Source organism: Mycobacterium sp. NGS49, from assembly GCF_059812565.1.
This window is the reverse complement of sequence record NZ_JCALCX010000028.1, coordinates 37,832-55,004: the sequence shown is the minus strand read 5'-3', so window position 1 is coordinate 55,004 and position 17,173 is coordinate 37,832. Positions and strand designations below refer to the sequence as shown.

The following is a 17,173-nucleotide window of genomic DNA, read 5'->3' as shown; positions in this document are numbered from 1 at the left end:
CCGACTGTCGGCTGCGCGTCCGCGGGCGGTGTCCACACCGTCGACATGAAGGACCGCTTCGTGACCGCTCAACCATTCACCGCCACCATCACCGGTTCCCCCCGCATCGGACCGCGCCGCGAACTCAAGCGCGCGACCGAGGGATATTGGGCCGGCCGTACCAGCCGCGCCGACTTGGAATCCGTCGCCGCCACCCTGCGCCGGGACACCTGGGCAGACCTGGCCGCCGCCGGCCTGGACTCGGTGCCGATCAACACCTTCTCCTACTACGACCAGATGCTGGACACCTCGGTGCTGCTGGGCGCGCTGCCGGCCCGGGTCGGCGGCATCTCCGACGAACTGGACCGCTACTTCGCCGCCGCGCGGGGCAACGACGACGTGGCACCGCTGGAGATGACGAAGTGGTTCGACACCAACTACCACTACCTCGTCCCCGAGATCGGCCGGTCGACGCGGTTCTCGCTGAATCCCGACAAGGTGCTTTCCGAGTTGAAAGAAGCTCAGGAGCAAGGCATTCCGGCACGCCCGGTGATCGTCGGGCCCGTCACCTTCCTGCTGCTGAGCAAGGCGGTGGACGGCGCGGGCGCACCGATCGAGCGGCTGCAGGAGCTGATGCCGATCTATTCCGAACTGCTGTCGCTGCTCGCGGACGGCGGGGCACAGTGGGTGCAGTTCGACGAGCCGGCGCTGGTCACCGACATCTCCGCCGATGCGCCCGCGCTTGCCGAGGCCGTCTACAACGCGTTGGGTGCGGTGGCCAACCGCCCTGCCATCCACGTCGCGACCTACTTCGGCGATCCCGGCGCCGCGCTGGCGGGGCTGGCCCGTACGCCGGTCGAGGCGATCGGCGTCGACCTGGTCTACGGCCCCGACACTGCGATCGCGGCCGTTCCGGAGTTGGCCGGAAAGATACTGGTGGCCGGCATCGTCGACGGCCGCAACATCTGGCGCACCGATCTGCACGCGGCACTGGGCAAGTTGGAGACCCTGCGAGGAGCGGCGGGGGCGATAGCCGTCTCCACGTCGTGCTCCACCTTGCATGTGCCGTACTCCCTGGAGCCCGAGACCGATCTGGACGACAACCTGCGCAGCTGGCTGGCGTTCGGGGCCGAGAAGGTGCACGAGGTGGTCGCGCTGTCCCGGGCGCTACGGGACGGACGCGACGCCGTCGCCGAAGAGATGGCGGCGTCCGACGCCGCGGTGGCCGCGCGCCGCAACGACCCGCGCCTGCATAACGACCGGCTCCGGGCCCGCGTCCAATCGATCGTCGCGTCCGGCGTCCACCGCGGGGATCCGGCGCAGCGCCGTGCGGAGCAGGAAGCCCGCCTGCGACTGCCGGTGCTGCCGACCACAACGATCGGCTCCTACCCGCAGACCGCGGCGATCCGCGTCGCCCGGGCGGCCTTGCGCTCCGGTGAGATCGACCAAAGCGAGTACGAGCGGCGGATGAGACAAGAGATCGCCGACGTCATCAAGCTGCAGGAACAGCTGGGCATCGACGTGTTGGTGCACGGCGAGCCCGAGCGCAACGACATGGTGCAGTACTTCGCAGAACAGCTGGACGGCTTCTTCGCCACCCACAACGGCTGGGTGCAGTCCTACGGCAGCCGCTGTGTGCGTCCGCCGATCCTGTTCGGCGATGTGGTACGCACCCACCCGATGACGGTGGACTGGATCAACTATGCGCAGTCGCTGACCGATAAGCCGGTGAAGGGCATGCTGACCGGACCGGTGACCATCCTGGCGTGGTCCTTCGTCCGCGACGACCAGCCGCTGGCCGACACCGCCAACCAGGTGGCGCTCGCCATTCGCGACGAGACGGTGGATCTGCAGTCCGCCGGTATCGCGGTGATCCAGGTCGACGAGCCGGCCCTGCGGGAGTTGCTGCCGCTGCGCCGCGCCGACCAGGACGAGTACTTGCGTTGGGCCGTAGGGTCTTTCCGGTTGGCCACCTCGGGTGTGGCCGACTCGACCCAGATCCACACCCACCTCTGCTACTCGGAGTTCGGCGAGGTGATCGGCGCCATCGCCGATCTGGACGCCGACGTCACGTCCATCGAGGCTGCGCGCTCGCACCTGGAGGTGCTCGACGACCTGAATGCGATCGGCTTCTCCAACAGCGTGGGCCCGGGTGTCTACGACATCCATTCCCCGCGGGTGCCGAGCACCGAGGAGATGGCGGCGTCATTGCGAGCCGCGATGAACGCCGTTCCAGCGGAACGCCTTTGGGTGAATCCGGACTGCGGGCTGAAGACCCGCGACGTCGACGAGGTGACCGCGTCGCTGCGCAACATGGTCGCCGCCGCACAGCAGGTGCGGGCCGAGACCTAAGCCCACGGCGAGCTGGGGGCACGCCCCGCTCGCGAGCAGACGCAAAATCGCGTTCCGGCGCGCCGGAACGTGCGATTTTGCGTCTGCTCGCGGCGTTAGCCGGCCCTAGTCGGAATCGACGTGGACCGGGACGTCGTCGGCCCAGGGCTGGCGGGTCACCATGTCGGCCACGCGCACGTAGCCACGCTCGAATTCACCTGTCGCAGCATCGACTAACCGATACCGCTGGATCTGCCGGTGGATCGGCTGCGCATCGAGCAGGACGATGCGCACCTCCCCTGGCTCGAATCGGCACCGCCGCTGCATCGCGGCGATCAGCTGCTCGTTGTGCATGTGGCCGTCGCCGAAGTTCCACCCGATGGCGGTGCTGCAGATGCGTTCCCCGTCGGTGATGACGTAGTCGTCCTCGTTCTGGCCGGCCATCGCGCGGTGCGCCAACGTGAACAACGCCCTGCCGTGCGTGTTCATGGCGCGGAACGCATATCCGAGATACATCGGGATCTGCGCGCGGTCCTTGCCGTAGAACCGCTCCAGCTGGGCCTGCGGCATGCTGGCGATCGCCACGATGCCCCGCGCGATCTTCTCACTCGCCGACGGCTTGATACACCACAGCGTGGTGTCCCAGTTGCCGGCGTAGTAGCGCATGCCGGGCAGGAAGGAGATCTTGCGCGGGAACATGTTGCCCGCGATCACGGTGCCCACCAGCACGGCGATCAGAATCGCCACTGGCACAGGGTGTTTCACGTCGCTGATGCCCAGCTGGGCGTGGCCGACGAACAGCGTGAGCACGCCGAAGATCATGAAGACGTTCCACTCCAGCGGCACCCCCATCGGGATCGCTGTCAGGATGCCGAGGTGGAAGCACACCATCACGATCGCGGCCACGGTGGTGGGCCAGCCGCCGTGGGAGAAGAACAACGCCAATGGAACCAACATCTCGATGAGCGTGCTGACGTGGGCGAACAACCGCGACAACAGCCCGGGCCGCAGGTCGTCGGGGAACTTCTCGAAGAACATCCGCTTGATGAAGCGCGGCCGGAACAGCGGGTTGTTCGACATCATGGTGGAGATCACGAACGGGAAGTGCTTGTTGAGTTTGGACGTCGCCGCCCCCATCCAGATCACCAGGAACACCAGCTTGGCCGCCACGATCATGTCGACGGCGCCGAACAGGAAGGTCACGGTCAACGACCCGTAGACCTCACCGCGGGCTGCCAGGAAGATCACTTTGTCGCGCAACCCCGCCGCGGCCAGCACCAGCAGGATGGCCACGATCTCCCACGTGGGCAGCACCCCGACCTTGCTGCCCAGCGCCGGTATCGGCCCGCTGCCGTCGGTGAACAACGCCGTCACCAGCAACACCAGCAGCAGCGCATATAGGGCGACGTCCACCGGCTTGCGCTTGGTGCCGAACGTCAGCGGGACGCGATCCGGCCACGGTGGCAACCGGATGGTGCCGAAGCGCATCCAGTACAGGATCGATCCCATCGGCGGGAAGAACCGGTTGTTCAGCGGCCCGAAGCCACAGCCCAGCCCGACCACCTCGAACAGCATCGTGTACAGCACGACCTTCTCGAAGACGATCGGCTCGGCGTACCACGCCCGGACGTCGGTGAACCCGGCCAGCCCTCCCAGGCCTTTAGTGCTCAAGACGATCAGCCACGCAACCAGGATGTACAGCAATATCTTGACGACATAGAACAGGTGCATCACCACCGGCGTGCCGAAGCCGACCTCGGCCCAGTGCCGGGCCATCGGTCGGATCTTCTCCGCACGGGTGCCCTTGCTCCATTCGGCGATGTCGACCTCGGGCAGTTGGGGCTTGAGAAATCCCATGGTTTGACAGACTAGAACGTGTTCTAGCCGCGTGGACAGCCTCCTGCTCCGCGAATCCCCCTTCGCCTCGCCGCGACCGGTAAAGGACGGCCCAAGGAAGCGCCTGCGTCCGGCAGGCTGTCCGTACTGTGCGATTCATGCGCCTTCATGACGTCCGGGTCCGACGCAGTGCCGAGGAGTTTCCCCGCACCGAACACCTGGCCTGGAAGATTGCCGAAGTAGCCACCGACCCGGTAGCGGTGCCTGCTGACACCGAGTCCATGCTGATCAACCGCATCATCGACAATGCCGCGGTGTCGGCGGCCGCGGTGATCCGGCGGCCCGTCAGCGCCGCGCGTGCCCAGGCGCTTGCGCACCCCCGCTCGGTCAGGGGTGCGAAGGTCTTGGGAGTTGAGGGCGACTACTCGCCGGAATGGGCCGCGTGGGCCAACGGGGTGGCGGCCCGCGAACTGGATTTCCACGACACGTTTCTGGCTGCCGACTATGCCCACCCGGGTGACAACATCCCACCCCTGGTCGCGGTGGGTCAGCATCTTGGGCTGGGCGGCCCGGACCTGATCCGCGGGTTGGCGACCGCCTACGAGATCCAGATTGCCCTGGTGAAGGGAATCTGCCTGCATGAGCACAGGATTGACCACGTCGCGCACCTTGGCCCATCGGTGGCGGCGGGCCTGGGAACGATGCTGGGCTTGGACAGGGAGACGATCTACTCCGCGATCGGTCAGGCGTTGCATCTGACAACCGCCACCCGGCAATCGCGTAAGGGCATGATCTCGAGTTGGAAGGCCTTCGCTCCGGGGTGGGCCGGCAAGGTCGCCATCGAGGCCGTTGATCGTGCCATGCGCGGCGAGCAAGCACCCGCTCCCATCTGGGAGGGCGAGGATGGAGTGATCGCCTGGCTCCTTGCCGGGCCCGACCACACCTACCAGGTGCCGCTCCCCGAACCGGGCGAGCCCAAGCGCGCCATCCTGGACAGCTACACCAAGGAACATTCCGCCGAATATCAGAGCCAGGCACTGATCGATCTGGCCTGCCGCATGCGCGAGCGGATCGACGATCTGGAGCAGATCGCGAGCATCGTGCTGCACACCAGCCACCACACGCACCGCGTGATCGGCACCGGGTCGAATGATCCGCAGAAACTCGACCCGGATGCCTCGCGCGAAACATTGGATCACTCGGCGATGTACATCTTCGCGGTCGCTCTACAAGACGGAACCTGGCACCACGAAAGGTCTTACACGCCGGAACGATCGCACCGGCCCGACACCATCGAACTGTGGCACAAGATCTCCACGGTCGAAGACCCCGAATGGACCAGGCGCTACCATTGCCCCGACCCCGCGGAAAAGGCGTTCGGCGCACGTGCCGAGATCAGCTTGAAAGCCGGTGCGGTGATCGTCGATGAGATCGCGGTAGCCGACGCACATCCCTTGGGCGCCAGACCTTTCCAGCGCAACGACTACCTGGCGAAGTTCGCCGTCCTGGCCGGCGGGGTGATCGCAGCCGCCGAACAGCGGCGGTTCGTGTCGGCGGCCGAGGGTCTTGCGGACATTGCCGACGGTAAGCTCGGCGCTCTCAACCCGCTCGTGGCCCCGTCCGTCTTGGACATGGCGCCGACCATTGCACCGGGAATCTTCCGCGCCGGTTGATCGAGGCGTTCCTGAAGAAGATCTTGTGCCGGGCAACGGAATTAGGCGTGGCGCAGTGTTCTCCGGAGGAGGTTTCCCAGGCACCGGCTCCCGTCCACCGGCAGCAGCATCCCCTCGAGCCGACGGAACTCTTTACGCTGCAGTCAATTCGATGTGCGCGAGGACGTTCGGCGCACTCTCGGTGCGATCCGCTGAGCGGGCACCCAGTTCTTCCCGAACCCGCATCAGCGCCGCCATGATCGGTGTAGCTTGCAGCTGGGGGCCACGGGGGCACCGAGGAGCTGCGCATGAACGATGTCGACTGCTGCGTTGTCGGAGCGGGGTTCGCGGGGCTGACGGCCGGGCTGCGTTTGAAGCAGGCTGGTCACTCGGTGGCGCTGCTGGAAGCCCGCGACCGGGTCGGTGGCCGCACGTTCACCGTCACCCGCGACGACGGGGTGTGGATCGACCGCGGCGGCGCATGGATCGGACCGGGCCAGGACCGGATCTATGCACTGATGCAGGAATTCGGCGTGCCGGAATACAAGCAGCACAACGACGGTGACGCCATGATGATCGTGGACGGAAAGAAGCACCGCTATGGCGGCAAGCTCCCGTGGTCGATGAGTCCGTGGGCGGTCGCCAACCTGGGCCTGGGCCTGATGAGCATCGAGCAGATGTGCAAGACGATCCCACGCGATGCACCGTGGCAGGTCAGGGAGGCCGCCGAATGGGACCGGATGAGCGTCGGCGACTGGCTGGAGCGCAACGTGCCGTCCAAGCCCGCCCGCGAGATGTTGGACATGGTGCTCGCGGGCACCTACACCTCGAGCGCTGCCGAGGTGTCGTTGTTGTGGATGCTGCTGCAGATGTCCTCGGGCGGTGGCCCGACGTTCGTCATCTCGGGCAAAGGCGGCGCGCAGGATGCCCGCCCGGTGGGCGGCATGGGCGCCATCTATCGCCCGATGGTGGCTGAGCTGGGCGATGCGCTGCACTTGTCGCGGCCGGTGCGGACCATCATTCAGGACGTCGACGGCGTCACGGTCCAGTCGGATGGCTTCGCCGTGCGTGCCCACCGGGTGATCGTGGCCATCCCGATGGCGATCGCCGCCTCGATCGGCTACGAACCCGCACTACCGGTGGACCGGGCGATGCTGAATCAGCGGATGCCGAGCGGTGCCGTCGTCAAGACCTCCGTCATCTACGACGAGCCGTTCTGGCGCGCGGACGGATTGTCCGGCCAGTCCGCAGCGCCGGGAACACCCGCCACGTTGACCATCGACGCGTGCACCGACACCGGAAGTCCGGGGATCTTGTGTGCCATCACCGAGGGTCCCGCCGCCCGGCGGCTGACCGACCTCGACGAAGAGCAGCGCAAGGCGACCATCATCGGTGAGCTCGTGCATCGGTTCGGTGAAAAGGCAAGTGCACCTGTCGAATTCCATGAACAGAACTGGACGCTGGACCGGCACTCCGGAGGCGGCATGATCAGCCATACGCCGACGGGGGTGCTGACGGAGTTCGGTCATGCGCTGCGCCCGCCGTGCGGGCGGATCCATTGGGCGGGCACCGAAACCTCGGCCGTGATGTGCGGTTGGATCGACGGCGCGATTCGCTCCGGTGAGCGGGCAGCGGCCGAAGTGCTGGCGGCGCGGACCGCCGACTGAGGCCATCTGCCGGCTCCGCCTGGCACCCACCTTGCTGGACAGTCACCGCCCGGACTCGGCAGCACCGCTGCGATTTGCCCCGGCCATAGGTCGGTCATCGATCGACAGCCGGTCGCGGTGACTTGCGGTGTCGTCTGAGGTGTCGGTCACGATGGCGGTGCCCGAGATCTTGGATCCCCGAAGCACCTCGGGTTACCTGGTCATGGCTAGTCGGTCTGTTTCACCGGTGGCCGGTAGAAGATCAGCAACTGACCGATGGCCCCGGCCAGGCCCAGGCCCAGCGATATCGCCAACCCTGCCCAGCCGTCGAACCAATTCTTGCCAAAGATCAGGTAGTCAACGCTGAGCTTCCCCGCGCCCAAGGTGGCGACGACAACGGCGCTGACTGCCAGCACCAGGTTGTACTCCCAGCCCTCCTTTACGATGAAGAAACCGTTGGCCCGATGTACGGTCCAGGCCGCCACCAGCATGAGTGAGACGAAACCCGCCGCCGGGATCGGTGTCAGCAACCCAACCGCCAGACCGAGTCCGGCCGCCGTCTCGGTAGTGGCCGCGACGGCGGCGTGGAACCTGCCCGGCTTCATCCCCATGCTTTCGAACCAGCGCGCGGTACCGGGTATCCGACCGCCGCCGAAGAATTTGTTCAAGCCGTGTGCGGCCAGCGTCAAGCCCAGTACCAGTCGCAGAATCAGCAACCCGACCTCGTAGGGAGTCATAGGCTCAAAACTAGAGCATCGGGCGCCGCGCAGGGCGGTGAGCAGCCGTGTCCGGTGTCCCGTGTGGGACCATTGCGGGCGTTCCGGCAACGACGAGGGGGTGCAACTTGACCCGGCCCGCGCAGTCCTCAGTGGGCTCGCTGCGAAACGCGGTGGTGGTGCTGGACGGCCGGTCGAATCACCCGCGAGAGGTGCTGGGCAACAAGGGCCACGGCATCGACACCATGCGACGGCACCACCTGCCGGTACCCCCCGCATTCTGCATCACCACCGAGGTGGGCGTCCGATATCTCGCCGAGCCGGGGCGCACCATCGACGCCATCTGGGCGGACGTGGTCGACCGGATGAGCTGGCTGGAAGACCAGACCGGGCGCACCTTCGGACGCGGGCCACGTCCTTTGCTGGTCAGCGTGCGCTCGGGCGCCACCCAGTCGATGCCGGGCATGATGGACACGATTCTGGACCTGGGCATGAACGACGAGGTGGAACAGGCCCTGGCTGCGCAGTGCTCCGCGGAATTCGCCCGAGACACCCGGCGCCGCTTCACCACCATGTACCGCCGCATAGTCGCAGCCGGCTCCGCCCCGTCCGAAGACCCGCACGCACAGCTGCGGGCCGGCATCGAGGCCGTGTTCGGCTCCTGGAACTCGCCGCGCGCACTCGCCTACCGCGAGCACTACAGCCTCGACGAGTGGCAAGGCACCGCGGTGGTGGTGCAGGCCATGGTGTTCGGCAACCAGGGGGCGAAATCGGGCGCCGGCGTGCTGTCGTCGCGCAACCCGATCACTGGAGCCAACGAACCGTTCGGCGAATGGTTGCCCGGCGGTCAGGGCGACGACGTGGTGTCCGGCCTGGTCGACGTCGAACCGATCACCGCACTGCGCGATGAGCAACCCGCCGTATTCGACGAGCTGATAGCGGCCGCCCGGCGGCTCGAGCGGCTCAATTCCGACGTCCAGGAGATCGAGTTCACCGTCGAAGACGGCAAGCTGTGGCTGCTGCAAACCCGCGGTGCCGAGCGTTCCGCGCAGGCGGCAGCGCGCCTGGCACTGCAACTGCGCCACGAAGGACTCATCGACGACATTGAGACACTGCGCCGGGTGACCCCCGCCGACGTCGAGGCGGTGCTGCAGCCGTCGCTGCAGCCGGAAAGCCGGCTGAGCGCCCCCCTTCTGGCCAAAGGACTACCAGCCTGCCCGGGCGTGGTGACGGGCACCGCCTACACCGACGTCGACGAGGCTCTCGATGCCGCCGATCGCGGCGAGCCGGTGATCCTGGTACGTGACCACACCCGCCCGGAAGACGTCCTGGGCATGCTGGCCGCCCAGGGCATCGTCACCGAGGTCGGCGGGCCGGCGAGCCATGCGGCGGTCGTCAGCCGGGAGCTCGGCCGCGTCGCCGTGGTGGGCTGCGGTCACGGCGTCGCCGCGGCGCTGGCCGGCAAGCAGATCACGGTCGACGGTTACGAAGGCGAAGTGCGGCAAGGGATTCTCCGCCTGACAGCCTGGTCGGAGGACGATACCCCGGAGCTGCGCGAACTGGCCGAGATCGCTTTGCGCGCCAGTCCGCTGCGTGCGCACGCCAGCGGCGACCATCCGCGGCTGGACGATCTCTCCGACGATTCGCTGCGGGCGGCCATCGCCGCCGGACACACCGACGTCGTCTCGCCGACTCCGCTGATCGCCATGCTGAATGCCGTACGGGTACAGGCCGACTCATGATCGACTTGCGGGTACTGCAGGCTGTGCGATTGAAGGGCCGGGTCAGTGCCGCCGATCTGGCGACGACTTTGCTGGCCGACTCCGCCGAGGTCGATGCCACGGTGCGCCGACTCACCGATGCCGGGCTACTGATCGCGGCTCCCGCCGTCCGGATCAGCCCGGCCGGGCGCGCCCGGCTCAGCGAGTTGCTGGCGGCTGAGCGCCACGGTGTCGATTCCGCCGCGATTGCCACCGCCTATGACGAATTCCGCGCCGTGAACACCGATTTCAAGGCATTGGTCACCGACTGGCAGCTCCGCGACGGCCGGCCGAATGACCATCAGGACGCCGAACACGACGCCGCGGTGTTGGGCCGGCTCGAGGATGTGCATCAGCGGGTGGCGCCGATCATCGCATCGGTCACCACGCAACTGCCGCGGCTGGGCAGTTACCACGTGAAGTTGACGGCGGCGCTGGATCGGGTCAAGGCCGGCGAGATAGTTTGGCTGACCAGGCCGCTCATCGACTCCTACCACACCGTGTGGTTCGAACTGCACGAAGAGCTGATCCTGGCCGCCGGCCTGACCCGCGAGCAGGCGGCCAGATCCGGTGATGCGCAGTAATTCACAGGGCCGTGTCCAGTAGCCGCAGATAACCGTCCACGTCCGGCACCGCCGACTCCGCCGCGTGCACGCTGATCGCGATGGTGTCCCCGATCCCGTGCACGCCGTGGGTCAACCCCATCACCGGCGAAAGCCCCGGATAGCCCGCCGTCAGTACCACGGGTGCGCCACCGAAACTCAGGTCGGTGGCCCCCCGGTGCACACTGGACAACACGGTGTTGCCGGAGACCTGCTCGGGCCGCACATCGGCATCGAATTGACTGACGCCCCAACGCAACAGCGCTGCAGGAACCGTGGCGAAGGCGCGATCGGCAGCGCGGGTGGCCGGGTGTTCGAAACGGCGCCGGCCATTGGCCAGGTCGGTGCTGATCCGTCGCAGCCGTTCGTCGTGGCCGAGTTCCGGGTACAACCCGACGACAACGTTGCCGAAGTGGTTGAAGGCCAACGGTATTCCCGGTTTCGCCATGGGCACCTCCGCCGCCAGTGCGGCGGTGGGCGCGCCGAGCAGTTCGGATAGCGCGGTGGACACCGCGGCCAGCACGGCGACGGTGACGGTCGGCCCGCGGAGCTGCCCCCGGCCGCGCACCAGCGTGCGCAGCACCCGCGCGCCCGCAGGCCGGGAATTGGTCGCCTGCAGCGGCCGCGAGCCCAGTCCCGGCGCCAACCGTCCGGCCGCGGTGTCGCGGACGAATCTGCGATGGGTCCGGGCCGCAACCGCCCCCCGCCACGGAAGAAAGCCCGGGCGCGGTCGCACGGCGGGCACCGGCGCAGCACGCCCGAACAGCAAGGCTGCCATTGCCGACGCCCGAGCACCGTCAGCCAACGCGTGCCCGATCTGCAGCACGGCGACGGTACCCGCCCCCCGAGCACCGGGGATATCGCGCACGGGCGCGAAAAAGTGCAGCTGCCAGGGCTTCTGGCGAATGTCTAACGGATGGCCGGCCAGTGCGGCGACGGCGTCCAGACCTGCCGCCCAGCCGTGGTCGGACAGCTCGTGTCGCACCGCCCGGCCGGGCTCGACCGGCGCCCGCACCCAGCGCGGATAGGTCAGGGGGCTGCCGTCCTCGACGACCAGTCCCAGCTCGGCACAGGTGCGGGCACGCCGAAGAACCTGAGCGAGCGCGGCGTCCATATCAGCGGGCACACCGTCGAAGGCGTACAGCAGGAACTCGTCGTTGGGAATCTTGGCCGACATCCAGTAGAACTGCGCGTCGACGGCCGCCATCCGCTGCCCGGCCAACACCTCAGGCTGGTGCGCCGATGAACGCCAAGACCAACTCGGCTATCTTGTCCGGTCGCTCGAGCTGCAGAAAGTGACCGGCACGGGAGACGATGGACACCTCGCTGCCGGGCGGCAGAATGGGTTGCACCCAATGCGCGAAAGCCGCTGTCATGCAACCGTCGTCGTCGCCATGCAGGTACAGGGTGGGCAGCTTCGGCGCCTCGGTCCAATACCGGTGCAACTCCGCGTACTGCGCGGGCGGGCGGGTGTTGCGGATGGTGGCCCGGTACGGGCCCAGTGCCGCGCGCCAGCTTTCCGGCGTCCCGATCGCGGCGTCGACATGGCGCAGATCCTCCTCGGCGCGATAGCCAGGCGACCACCGTCGCCACAACAGCGGTACCACCCAGGACGCTGAGCGCTCTGGCAGCAATGGCAGCTGGAAGTAGCTGACGTACCAACTGCGCAGTAGTTGACGCGACACCTGCGCTGCCAGCCGGGCGCGGTCGGGAAGCCGGCCCAGCGGACGCAACGCCCCGACCGGCGGCACCGACATGATCACCGCTTTGGTGAAGGGGCTGCCGGGCATGGCGGCCAGACCGGTGGCGGCGATAGCACCCCAGTCGTGGCCGATCACCACGTCGTGCTCCGATCCCCCCGCTGCTGTCCGAACCCGCAGTGCGTCGTGCATCAGGGCACCGATGTGGTAGCTGCCGTCGGCGGGAATCGAGGACGGCGCGTAGCCGCGCATGAACGGCGCCACCACCCGCCAGCCGGCCTCGGCCAGGGCCGGCGCGAACTTTCGCCAACCGTAAGCGGTGTCGGGGAAGCCGTGCAGGCACAACGCAATCGGGCCGTCAGCGGGTCCCCAGGTCAGGGCCTTCAGATCACCGTTGGCGCCCTTGACGTCGATCCAGCGTGGTTCGGACAACTCGACTCCTGTTCGCCATGTACAACCCGCACCGTCCAACGTATCCGGCCGCACGGGGGACAAGAAGACCGTCGATCGGGGGACACGGATTTCCTCCCCCGGTGTAGCCGCTCGGTCGACAGACTTCGGACCCTCGCCACGGGAGGCTTATCACCAGGGCGCAGAGGGAGGAGCTGCAACAATGATGTTTGCCGCCTTACCACCGGAGATCAACTCCATTCGTATGTACACGGGACCGGGTGCCGGTTCCCTGTTGGCCGCCGCGACGGCCTGGCAGCAGCTGGCTGCCGACCTGGACTCCACCGCGGTTTCATTCGAAGCGGTGATCAGCAGCCTTGTCGCGGGGCCGTGGCTGGGCCCCAGCGCGACGACCATGGCCGCCGCCGCGGTGCCGTACCTGGTCTGGCTCAACGCCACCGCCGGCCAGGCAGCTCAAACGGCCGGCCAGGCGACGGCGGCGGTTGCCGCTTACGAGGCGGCCTACGCGATGACGGTTCCCCCGGCCGTTGTCGCCGCCAATCGCGCTGAGCTGGCTGTATTGACCGCCACCAACTTTCTCGGCCAGAACTCGCCGGCCATTGCCGCGACGGAGATCCAGTACGGCGAAATGTGGGCGCAGGACGCGACCGCGATGTGCACCTACGCCGCCGCGTCGAGCGCCGCCAGCACGCTGTCCCCCTTGACCGAGCCGCCGCTGCCCACCAACCCCGCCGGCCTGGGCGCCCAGGCCGTCGCTCAGACGGGCGTGTCCGCGGCGGTCTCCGAGGTCGTCAGCGCACTGTCCCAACTGATCAGCGCCATCCCCAACACCTTGGCCGGCATCGGGTTCACCACGTTGCCGGATTGGGTGAACGACCTGCAGACCGTGATGAGCATCTTCGGCACACCGTTCTTCGCGTCCACCGCCCTGGCCGGCCTGGGAATGTCGATGATGTCGACGCTCAAGGGTCTGCTGCCGGCGGCCGCCGCAGTCGGCGGCCAGATCGCGTCGGCGGTGGCACCGGCTCTCACCGGGGCGCTCGGTTCGGCGTCGGTGACCGGCGCGGTGTCAGCCGGCCTGGGTAAGGCAGCCACCGTCGGTGCGCTGTCGGTGCCGCGGACCTGGGCGTCGGCGGCCCCGGCGGTCAGCGAGGTCGCCGCACTGCCGGGCACCCGGCTCAGTGCCGCTGTCAGCGCCCTTGACACCGCACGCCCGGAGAGCTTGTTGGGCGGGCTGCCGCTGGCCCAGATGTCGGGTCGCGCGATGACAACGTCCGAGTCCAGACTCGAACTCCCAACCCTGCGAATCCTTCCGGAGGCCGTCGGCTGATGACAGACCTGACTTCAACAGTACGTGCCCGTCGCTGGGCCAAAACCGATGCGACCCAACGCCGAATCCTGGATGCCGCGACCGAGGTGTTCGCCGTCAAGGGCTTCACCGCGGCAACGATCGCCGAGGTGGTGTCCGGATCGGGCGCCAGCATCGGCAGCATCTACCACCACTTCGGCGGCAAGAGCGAACTCTTCCTGGCGATCTTCGAGCAGCTGGCCGCAGCCGTCGAACGACGGATCCGGGCGACGGTCGGCCAGTTCGACGAGGGCACCCCCGACCGGCGGCGCGTTTTCCAACTCCACGTGAGGGCCTACCTGGAAGGGATGTGGGAGAACCGGCACGCGGCCCGCGTGCTGTCGTCCGGAGATACGCCACCCGGATTCGAGATCACCCGCCGTAAGCGTCTGGCGTCCGTTCTGCACAACTGGATGGCGGTGCTGGACATTGACACCTCACCGCGCAAACAACTGATGGTCCGCGTGCTGATCGCGACCGTTGCCGAGGCAACGCTGATGGTCATCGCATCTGACGACCCCGATGAGGTACCCCCCATCATCGAGGCGACGATCGAATGGATCGACCAGATCACCGAGTGAGCTCACACGTGGGCAACCGCTTGCTCCAGTTCGGCAATGACGATCTTGCGCATGCCGTGCATGGCCTGGGTAGCCGCCGTCGCTCGGGCGGGGTCCGGGTCGGCAACCAGTTCATACAGCCGATCCGGGATGATCTGCCAGCTCAGGCCGAAGCGGTCCTTGAGCCAACCGCACTGTGATTCCTCGCCGCCGTCGGACAGCCGCTCCCAGTAGTAGTCGACCTCGTCCTGGTCCTTGCAGTGGACGGTGAAAGAAACCGCCCAGTCGAACGTGAACGCCGGACCGCCGTTGATACCGATGAATCGGGTGCCGTCGAGCACGAAAGTGCCGGTGAGCACCGTGCCCGGCTCACCCGGCCCGGCCTCGGTATACCGGGTGTATTCCTCGATTTTGGAGTTCGGGAAGACCGAGGTGTAGAACTCGGCCGCCTCCTGAAGGTTGTCGTCAAACCACAGTGAGGGAGTGATCGCCGGCATGTCTGCCTCCTGGCTGTCGGGGTCTTTCGCAGATTGACTCCGACGTCGCCGAGAACTCACCGCTGACCCGGCTGCCATCCGCTGAATGTTTCGAGCAGACGCTTGCGGAAGTCGGGGTCCAGCCGATCGGCCGGCACTCGCCCCAGCGTGCTGATCGTGGTCCGGAATTGCTCGAGGTAATTCTCGCAGCCGTCGCATTCGCCCAGATGCGCGTCGAAGCGTGCCCTGGTGGCGGGATCGAGCGCGTTCTCGAGGTAGCGGTGTCGGCGTAGCGTCGTTTAGCGACTCCCTGGCGCTTGCCGATGTTGATCAAGATGCTGAAAATCCATGTCCGCAAGGATGATCGACCCTCGAATCGTCGCGGGCTACCCGCAGCATCGAGGGCCCGTACATGTCTACGATTTCGGCGAAAGCCTCGGCATCCCCGCTACGCAGCCTGGCCGGCAACGCTTCCACGTCGTCTGACATCTGGGCATCCCGTCATCGGTACCGATCGCGGACAGCGCTCCGACCAGCGGACGCGTTCCGCGACAGTCACCCTATCGTGCTGACCGCCCACGACGAGGGAAGCCGGCCGTGATCAGGCCGACTTCCATCCAGCGCGTCGATCATATTATGGTGCGAGTTCGGCTGGCCGACAGGCTATCGCGCAGCGACCAGAGCGAGAGAGCCAGCAGCGCAACGTCTTTGATCAGGAATTGGCCGGTGCTGGAGAGCACCGGAAACCCACCTGCCTCGGCGGCCAGCACGCCCGGCGTGGTGAACATGAATGACAGTGTGGTGGCGAACATTCCGATCGCGCCGATGCTGCCCAGCGCCGACAGTCCCGGCCGCCACGGTTTGATCGCGAGCAACGCCGCCATCGACAGCTCCACCACACCCAGGAGGGTGGAGAACGCGGTGACCGAGAAGACGCCGTACACCCAGCTCATCAGCGGGCTGTGCGCAACGAGCGGTTCGATGCCGCGGGCTTCGTAGCTGGTGAACTTCAGTGCGCCGATCCAGGCGATCACCAGCACCAGCGAGTACCGGGCCGCCAGGTCGGTGATGGTGGTCAACCGCGTGTCCCAGCGCGACAAGCGCTGGCCGGAAGCGAATTCCTGCAATGACATGACGTGATCCCTTCAGGTTTATCTGTGCTGTCAGTGATTGGTGCAGCTTCGACCCGAAGGCGTTACACACAACGCCAGAGAATTTTTCCGAATGGTGGCCTCTTGCCCCGGAAAGATTACAGGTGTAATCATCTCTGGGTGGGGTTGTTGGACGGCAAAGTCGCCGTCGTGACCGGAACCAGCCGCGGCGTCGGCGTCGGCATCGCACACGAATTACTGCGGGCGGGCGCCACCGTCGTCGGGTGCTCCCGATCGCCGCTGGACGCACTGCCCGGCGTGGAGTCCGAACCCGAGTGGGGGCAGCGCAGCGCCCAATTGGTCTGCGACCAAGGCGATCACCACGCCATCGACGCATTCGTGCAGCGTGTCGTGAACGCCTACGGCCGCATCGATATCCTGGTCAACAATGCCGGTGGCACCGTGCCGGCACCACATGCCGAAGACATTCCCGAACTCGTGCAACGACTTCAGGGTGCACCGCGCAGCGCCGACGACTTCGAACGGACCGCGTTGTTTCACGCCTACGCGGTACAGATGAACCTGATCAGCCCGATGTGGTTCGCCGTCCGGGTCTACCGGCAGATGAAGACCCAGGACGGCACCGGCTGCATCGTCAACATCTCCAGCGGTGCCGGCCACCCCGCGGGCGCACCGACGTTGGTGTCCTACGGCGCGGCCAAGTCCGGGCTCAACCACCTGACCCGCTCGCTGGCCCAGGAGTGGGGCCCGAAGGTACGGGTCAACTGCGTGGCGCTGGGCCCCACCATCACCGAGAACTTCCGTGCGTTCGTGCTGCCGAAGGACGACCCGACCGGCAGCGAGTACTTCGCCAAGGTCCCGCTCAAGCGCGGCGGTGATCCCGCCGAAGTAGGCCGCACCGTCGTCTTCTTGGTCTCGGGCACAGCCGATTTCATCAACGGCACCACCATCGAGATGGACGGCGGCATGTTGCCGGGCGTGCTCTACGAGGCGGGTCTGAAAACCATCACCGACCTGATGTGAGGTGCGCCATGACCTGTTGGG

The 17,173-nt window shown here is 67.0% G+C and carries 14 protein-coding genes and 1 pseudogene; 8 read left to right on the top strand and 7 right to left on the bottom strand.

Annotated elements, in window-relative coordinates; genetic code table 11:
* Positions 1–45 precede the first annotated feature (45 nt).
* Positions 46–2,331: a 5-methyltetrahydropteroyltriglutamate--homocysteine S-methyltransferase gene (gene metE, locus AC5Y7D_RS24180; RefSeq protein ID WP_499928386.1), complete on the top strand. Its 2,286-nt coding sequence runs from the start codon at positions 46–48 to the stop codon at positions 2,329–2,331.
* A 105-nt stretch (positions 2,332–2,436) separates the two neighbouring features.
* Here the strand turns inward: metE and AC5Y7D_RS24175 are convergent, their stop codons facing one another.
* On the bottom strand, positions 2,437–4,167 hold the full coding sequence (locus tag AC5Y7D_RS24175; RefSeq protein WP_499928367.1) for a DUF3556 domain-containing protein: 1,731 nt from the start codon (positions 4,165–4,167) through the stop codon (positions 2,437–2,439).
* A gap of 137 nt (positions 4,168–4,304) precedes the next feature.
* Between AC5Y7D_RS24175 and AC5Y7D_RS24170 the strand changes: the two genes are divergently transcribed.
* The gene (locus AC5Y7D_RS24170) at positions 4,305–5,819 is read left to right on the top strand and encodes an MmgE/PrpD family protein (RefSeq protein ID WP_499928366.1); all 1,515 of its coding nucleotides are present in this window, start codon (positions 4,305–4,307) and stop codon (positions 5,817–5,819) included.
* Positions 5,820–6,106: 287 nt separating this feature from the next.
* Positions 6,107–7,465, top strand: a complete 1,359-nt coding sequence (locus tag AC5Y7D_RS24165) for a flavin monoamine oxidase family protein (RefSeq protein WP_499928365.1) — start codon at positions 6,107–6,109, stop codon at positions 7,463–7,465.
* 206 nt (positions 7,466–7,671) lie between these two features.
* Here AC5Y7D_RS24165 and AC5Y7D_RS24160 read toward each other — a convergent pair whose 3' ends face one another.
* Positions 7,672–8,181, bottom strand: coding sequence for a DoxX family protein (locus AC5Y7D_RS24160; protein ID WP_499928364.1), 510 nt, complete (start codon positions 8,179–8,181; stop codon positions 7,672–7,674).
* Between the two features lie 107 nt (positions 8,182–8,288).
* On the opposite strand from AC5Y7D_RS24160, the gene AC5Y7D_RS24155 reads away from it, so the two are divergent.
* Together AC5Y7D_RS24155 and AC5Y7D_RS24150 are read left to right on the top strand one after the other, a co-directional pair.
* Positions 8,289–9,902 (top strand): pyruvate, phosphate dikinase, encoded by a 1,614-nt coding sequence (locus AC5Y7D_RS24155; protein WP_499928363.1) that lies wholly within the window; start codon positions 8,289–8,291, stop codon positions 9,900–9,902.
* Positions 9,899–10,504: a MarR family transcriptional regulator gene (locus AC5Y7D_RS24150; protein WP_499928362.1), complete on the top strand. Its 606-nt coding sequence runs from the start codon at positions 9,899–9,901 to the stop codon at positions 10,502–10,504. Before AC5Y7D_RS24155 ends, AC5Y7D_RS24150 begins: the two co-directional genes overlap by 4 nt.
* A gap of 1 nt (position 10,505) precedes the next feature.
* On the opposite strand, the gene AC5Y7D_RS24145 is transcribed toward AC5Y7D_RS24150, so the two are convergent.
* Both AC5Y7D_RS24145 and AC5Y7D_RS24140 read right to left on the bottom strand, forming a co-directional pair.
* Positions 10,506–11,744 carry a WS/DGAT domain-containing protein gene (locus AC5Y7D_RS24145; protein ID WP_499928361.1) on the bottom strand — a complete coding sequence of 413 codons (1,239 nt, stop codon included), beginning with the start codon at positions 11,742–11,744 and terminating at the stop codon, positions 10,506–10,508.
* A 4-nt stretch (positions 11,745–11,748) separates the two neighbouring features.
* On the bottom strand, positions 11,749–12,654 hold the full coding sequence (locus tag AC5Y7D_RS24140; protein ID WP_499928360.1) for an alpha/beta fold hydrolase: 906 nt from the start codon (positions 12,652–12,654) through the stop codon (positions 11,749–11,751).
* Positions 12,655–12,835: 181 nt separating this feature from the next.
* Here AC5Y7D_RS24140 and AC5Y7D_RS24135 point away from each other — a divergent pair, with 181 nt between their 5' ends.
* Positions 12,836–13,963, top strand: coding sequence for a PPE family protein (locus AC5Y7D_RS24135; RefSeq protein ID WP_499928359.1), 1,128 nt, complete (start codon positions 12,836–12,838; stop codon positions 13,961–13,963).
* Positions 13,963–14,562, top strand: a complete 600-nt coding sequence (locus tag AC5Y7D_RS24130) for a TetR/AcrR family transcriptional regulator (RefSeq protein WP_499928358.1) — start codon at positions 13,963–13,965, stop codon at positions 14,560–14,562. Before AC5Y7D_RS24135 ends, AC5Y7D_RS24130 begins: the two co-directional genes overlap by 1 nt.
* Before the next feature lie 2 nt (positions 14,563–14,564).
* Here the strand turns inward: AC5Y7D_RS24130 and AC5Y7D_RS24125 are convergent, their stop codons facing one another.
* The 3 genes and pseudogenes from AC5Y7D_RS24125 to AC5Y7D_RS24115 form a co-directional block, all read right to left on the bottom strand.
* On the bottom strand, positions 14,565–15,038 hold the full coding sequence (locus tag AC5Y7D_RS24125) for a VOC family protein (RefSeq protein ID WP_499928357.1): 474 nt from the start codon (positions 15,036–15,038) through the stop codon (positions 14,565–14,567).
* Positions 15,039–15,094: 56 nt separating this feature from the next.
* Positions 15,095–15,265: pseudogene (locus AC5Y7D_RS24120) on the bottom strand (anti-sigma factor); the annotation flags it as partial.
* A gap of 381 nt (positions 15,266–15,646) precedes the next feature.
* Positions 15,647–16,150, bottom strand: coding sequence for a YkgB family protein (locus AC5Y7D_RS24115; protein ID WP_499928356.1), 504 nt, complete (start codon positions 16,148–16,150; stop codon positions 15,647–15,649).
* Positions 16,151–16,288: 138 nt separating this feature from the next.
* On the opposite strand from AC5Y7D_RS24115, the gene AC5Y7D_RS24110 reads away from it, so the two are divergent.
* A complete protein-coding gene (locus tag AC5Y7D_RS24110) occupies positions 16,289–17,152 on the top strand; it encodes an SDR family NAD(P)-dependent oxidoreductase (RefSeq protein WP_499928355.1) in 864 nt (287 codons plus the stop codon).
* The last annotated feature ends 21 nt before the right edge of the window (positions 17,153–17,173 follow it).

Excerpts from the sequence above, each read along its gene's own strand:
- AC5Y7D_RS24125 (WP_499928357.1), bottom strand. The coding sequence starts at position 15,038 with ATGCCGGCGATCACTCCCTCACTGTGGTTTGACGACAACCTTCAGGAG.
- AC5Y7D_RS24150 (WP_499928362.1), top strand. The coding sequence starts at position 9,899 with ATGATCGACTTGCGGGTACTGCAGGCTGTGCGATTGAAGGGCCGGGTC.
- metE (WP_499928386.1), top strand. The coding sequence starts at position 46 with ATGAAGGACCGCTTCGTGACCGCTCAACCATTCACCGCCACCATCACC.
- AC5Y7D_RS24165 (WP_499928365.1), top strand. The coding sequence starts at position 6,107 with ATGAACGATGTCGACTGCTGCGTTGTCGGAGCGGGGTTCGCGGGGCTG.
- AC5Y7D_RS24160 (WP_499928364.1), bottom strand. The coding sequence starts at position 8,181 with ATGACTCCCTACGAGGTCGGGTTGCTGATTCTGCGACTGGTACTGGGC.
- AC5Y7D_RS24115 (WP_499928356.1), bottom strand. The coding sequence starts at position 16,150 with ATGTCATTGCAGGAATTCGCTTCCGGCCAGCGCTTGTCGCGCTGGGAC.
- AC5Y7D_RS24130 (WP_499928358.1), top strand. The coding sequence starts at position 13,963 with ATGACAGACCTGACTTCAACAGTACGTGCCCGTCGCTGGGCCAAAACC.
- AC5Y7D_RS24170 (WP_499928366.1), top strand. The coding sequence starts at position 4,305 with ATGCGCCTTCATGACGTCCGGGTCCGACGCAGTGCCGAGGAGTTTCCC.
- AC5Y7D_RS24175 (WP_499928367.1), bottom strand. The coding sequence starts at position 4,167 with ATGGGATTTCTCAAGCCCCAACTGCCCGAGGTCGACATCGCCGAATGG.
- AC5Y7D_RS24135 (WP_499928359.1), top strand. The coding sequence starts at position 12,836 with ATGATGTTTGCCGCCTTACCACCGGAGATCAACTCCATTCGTATGTAC.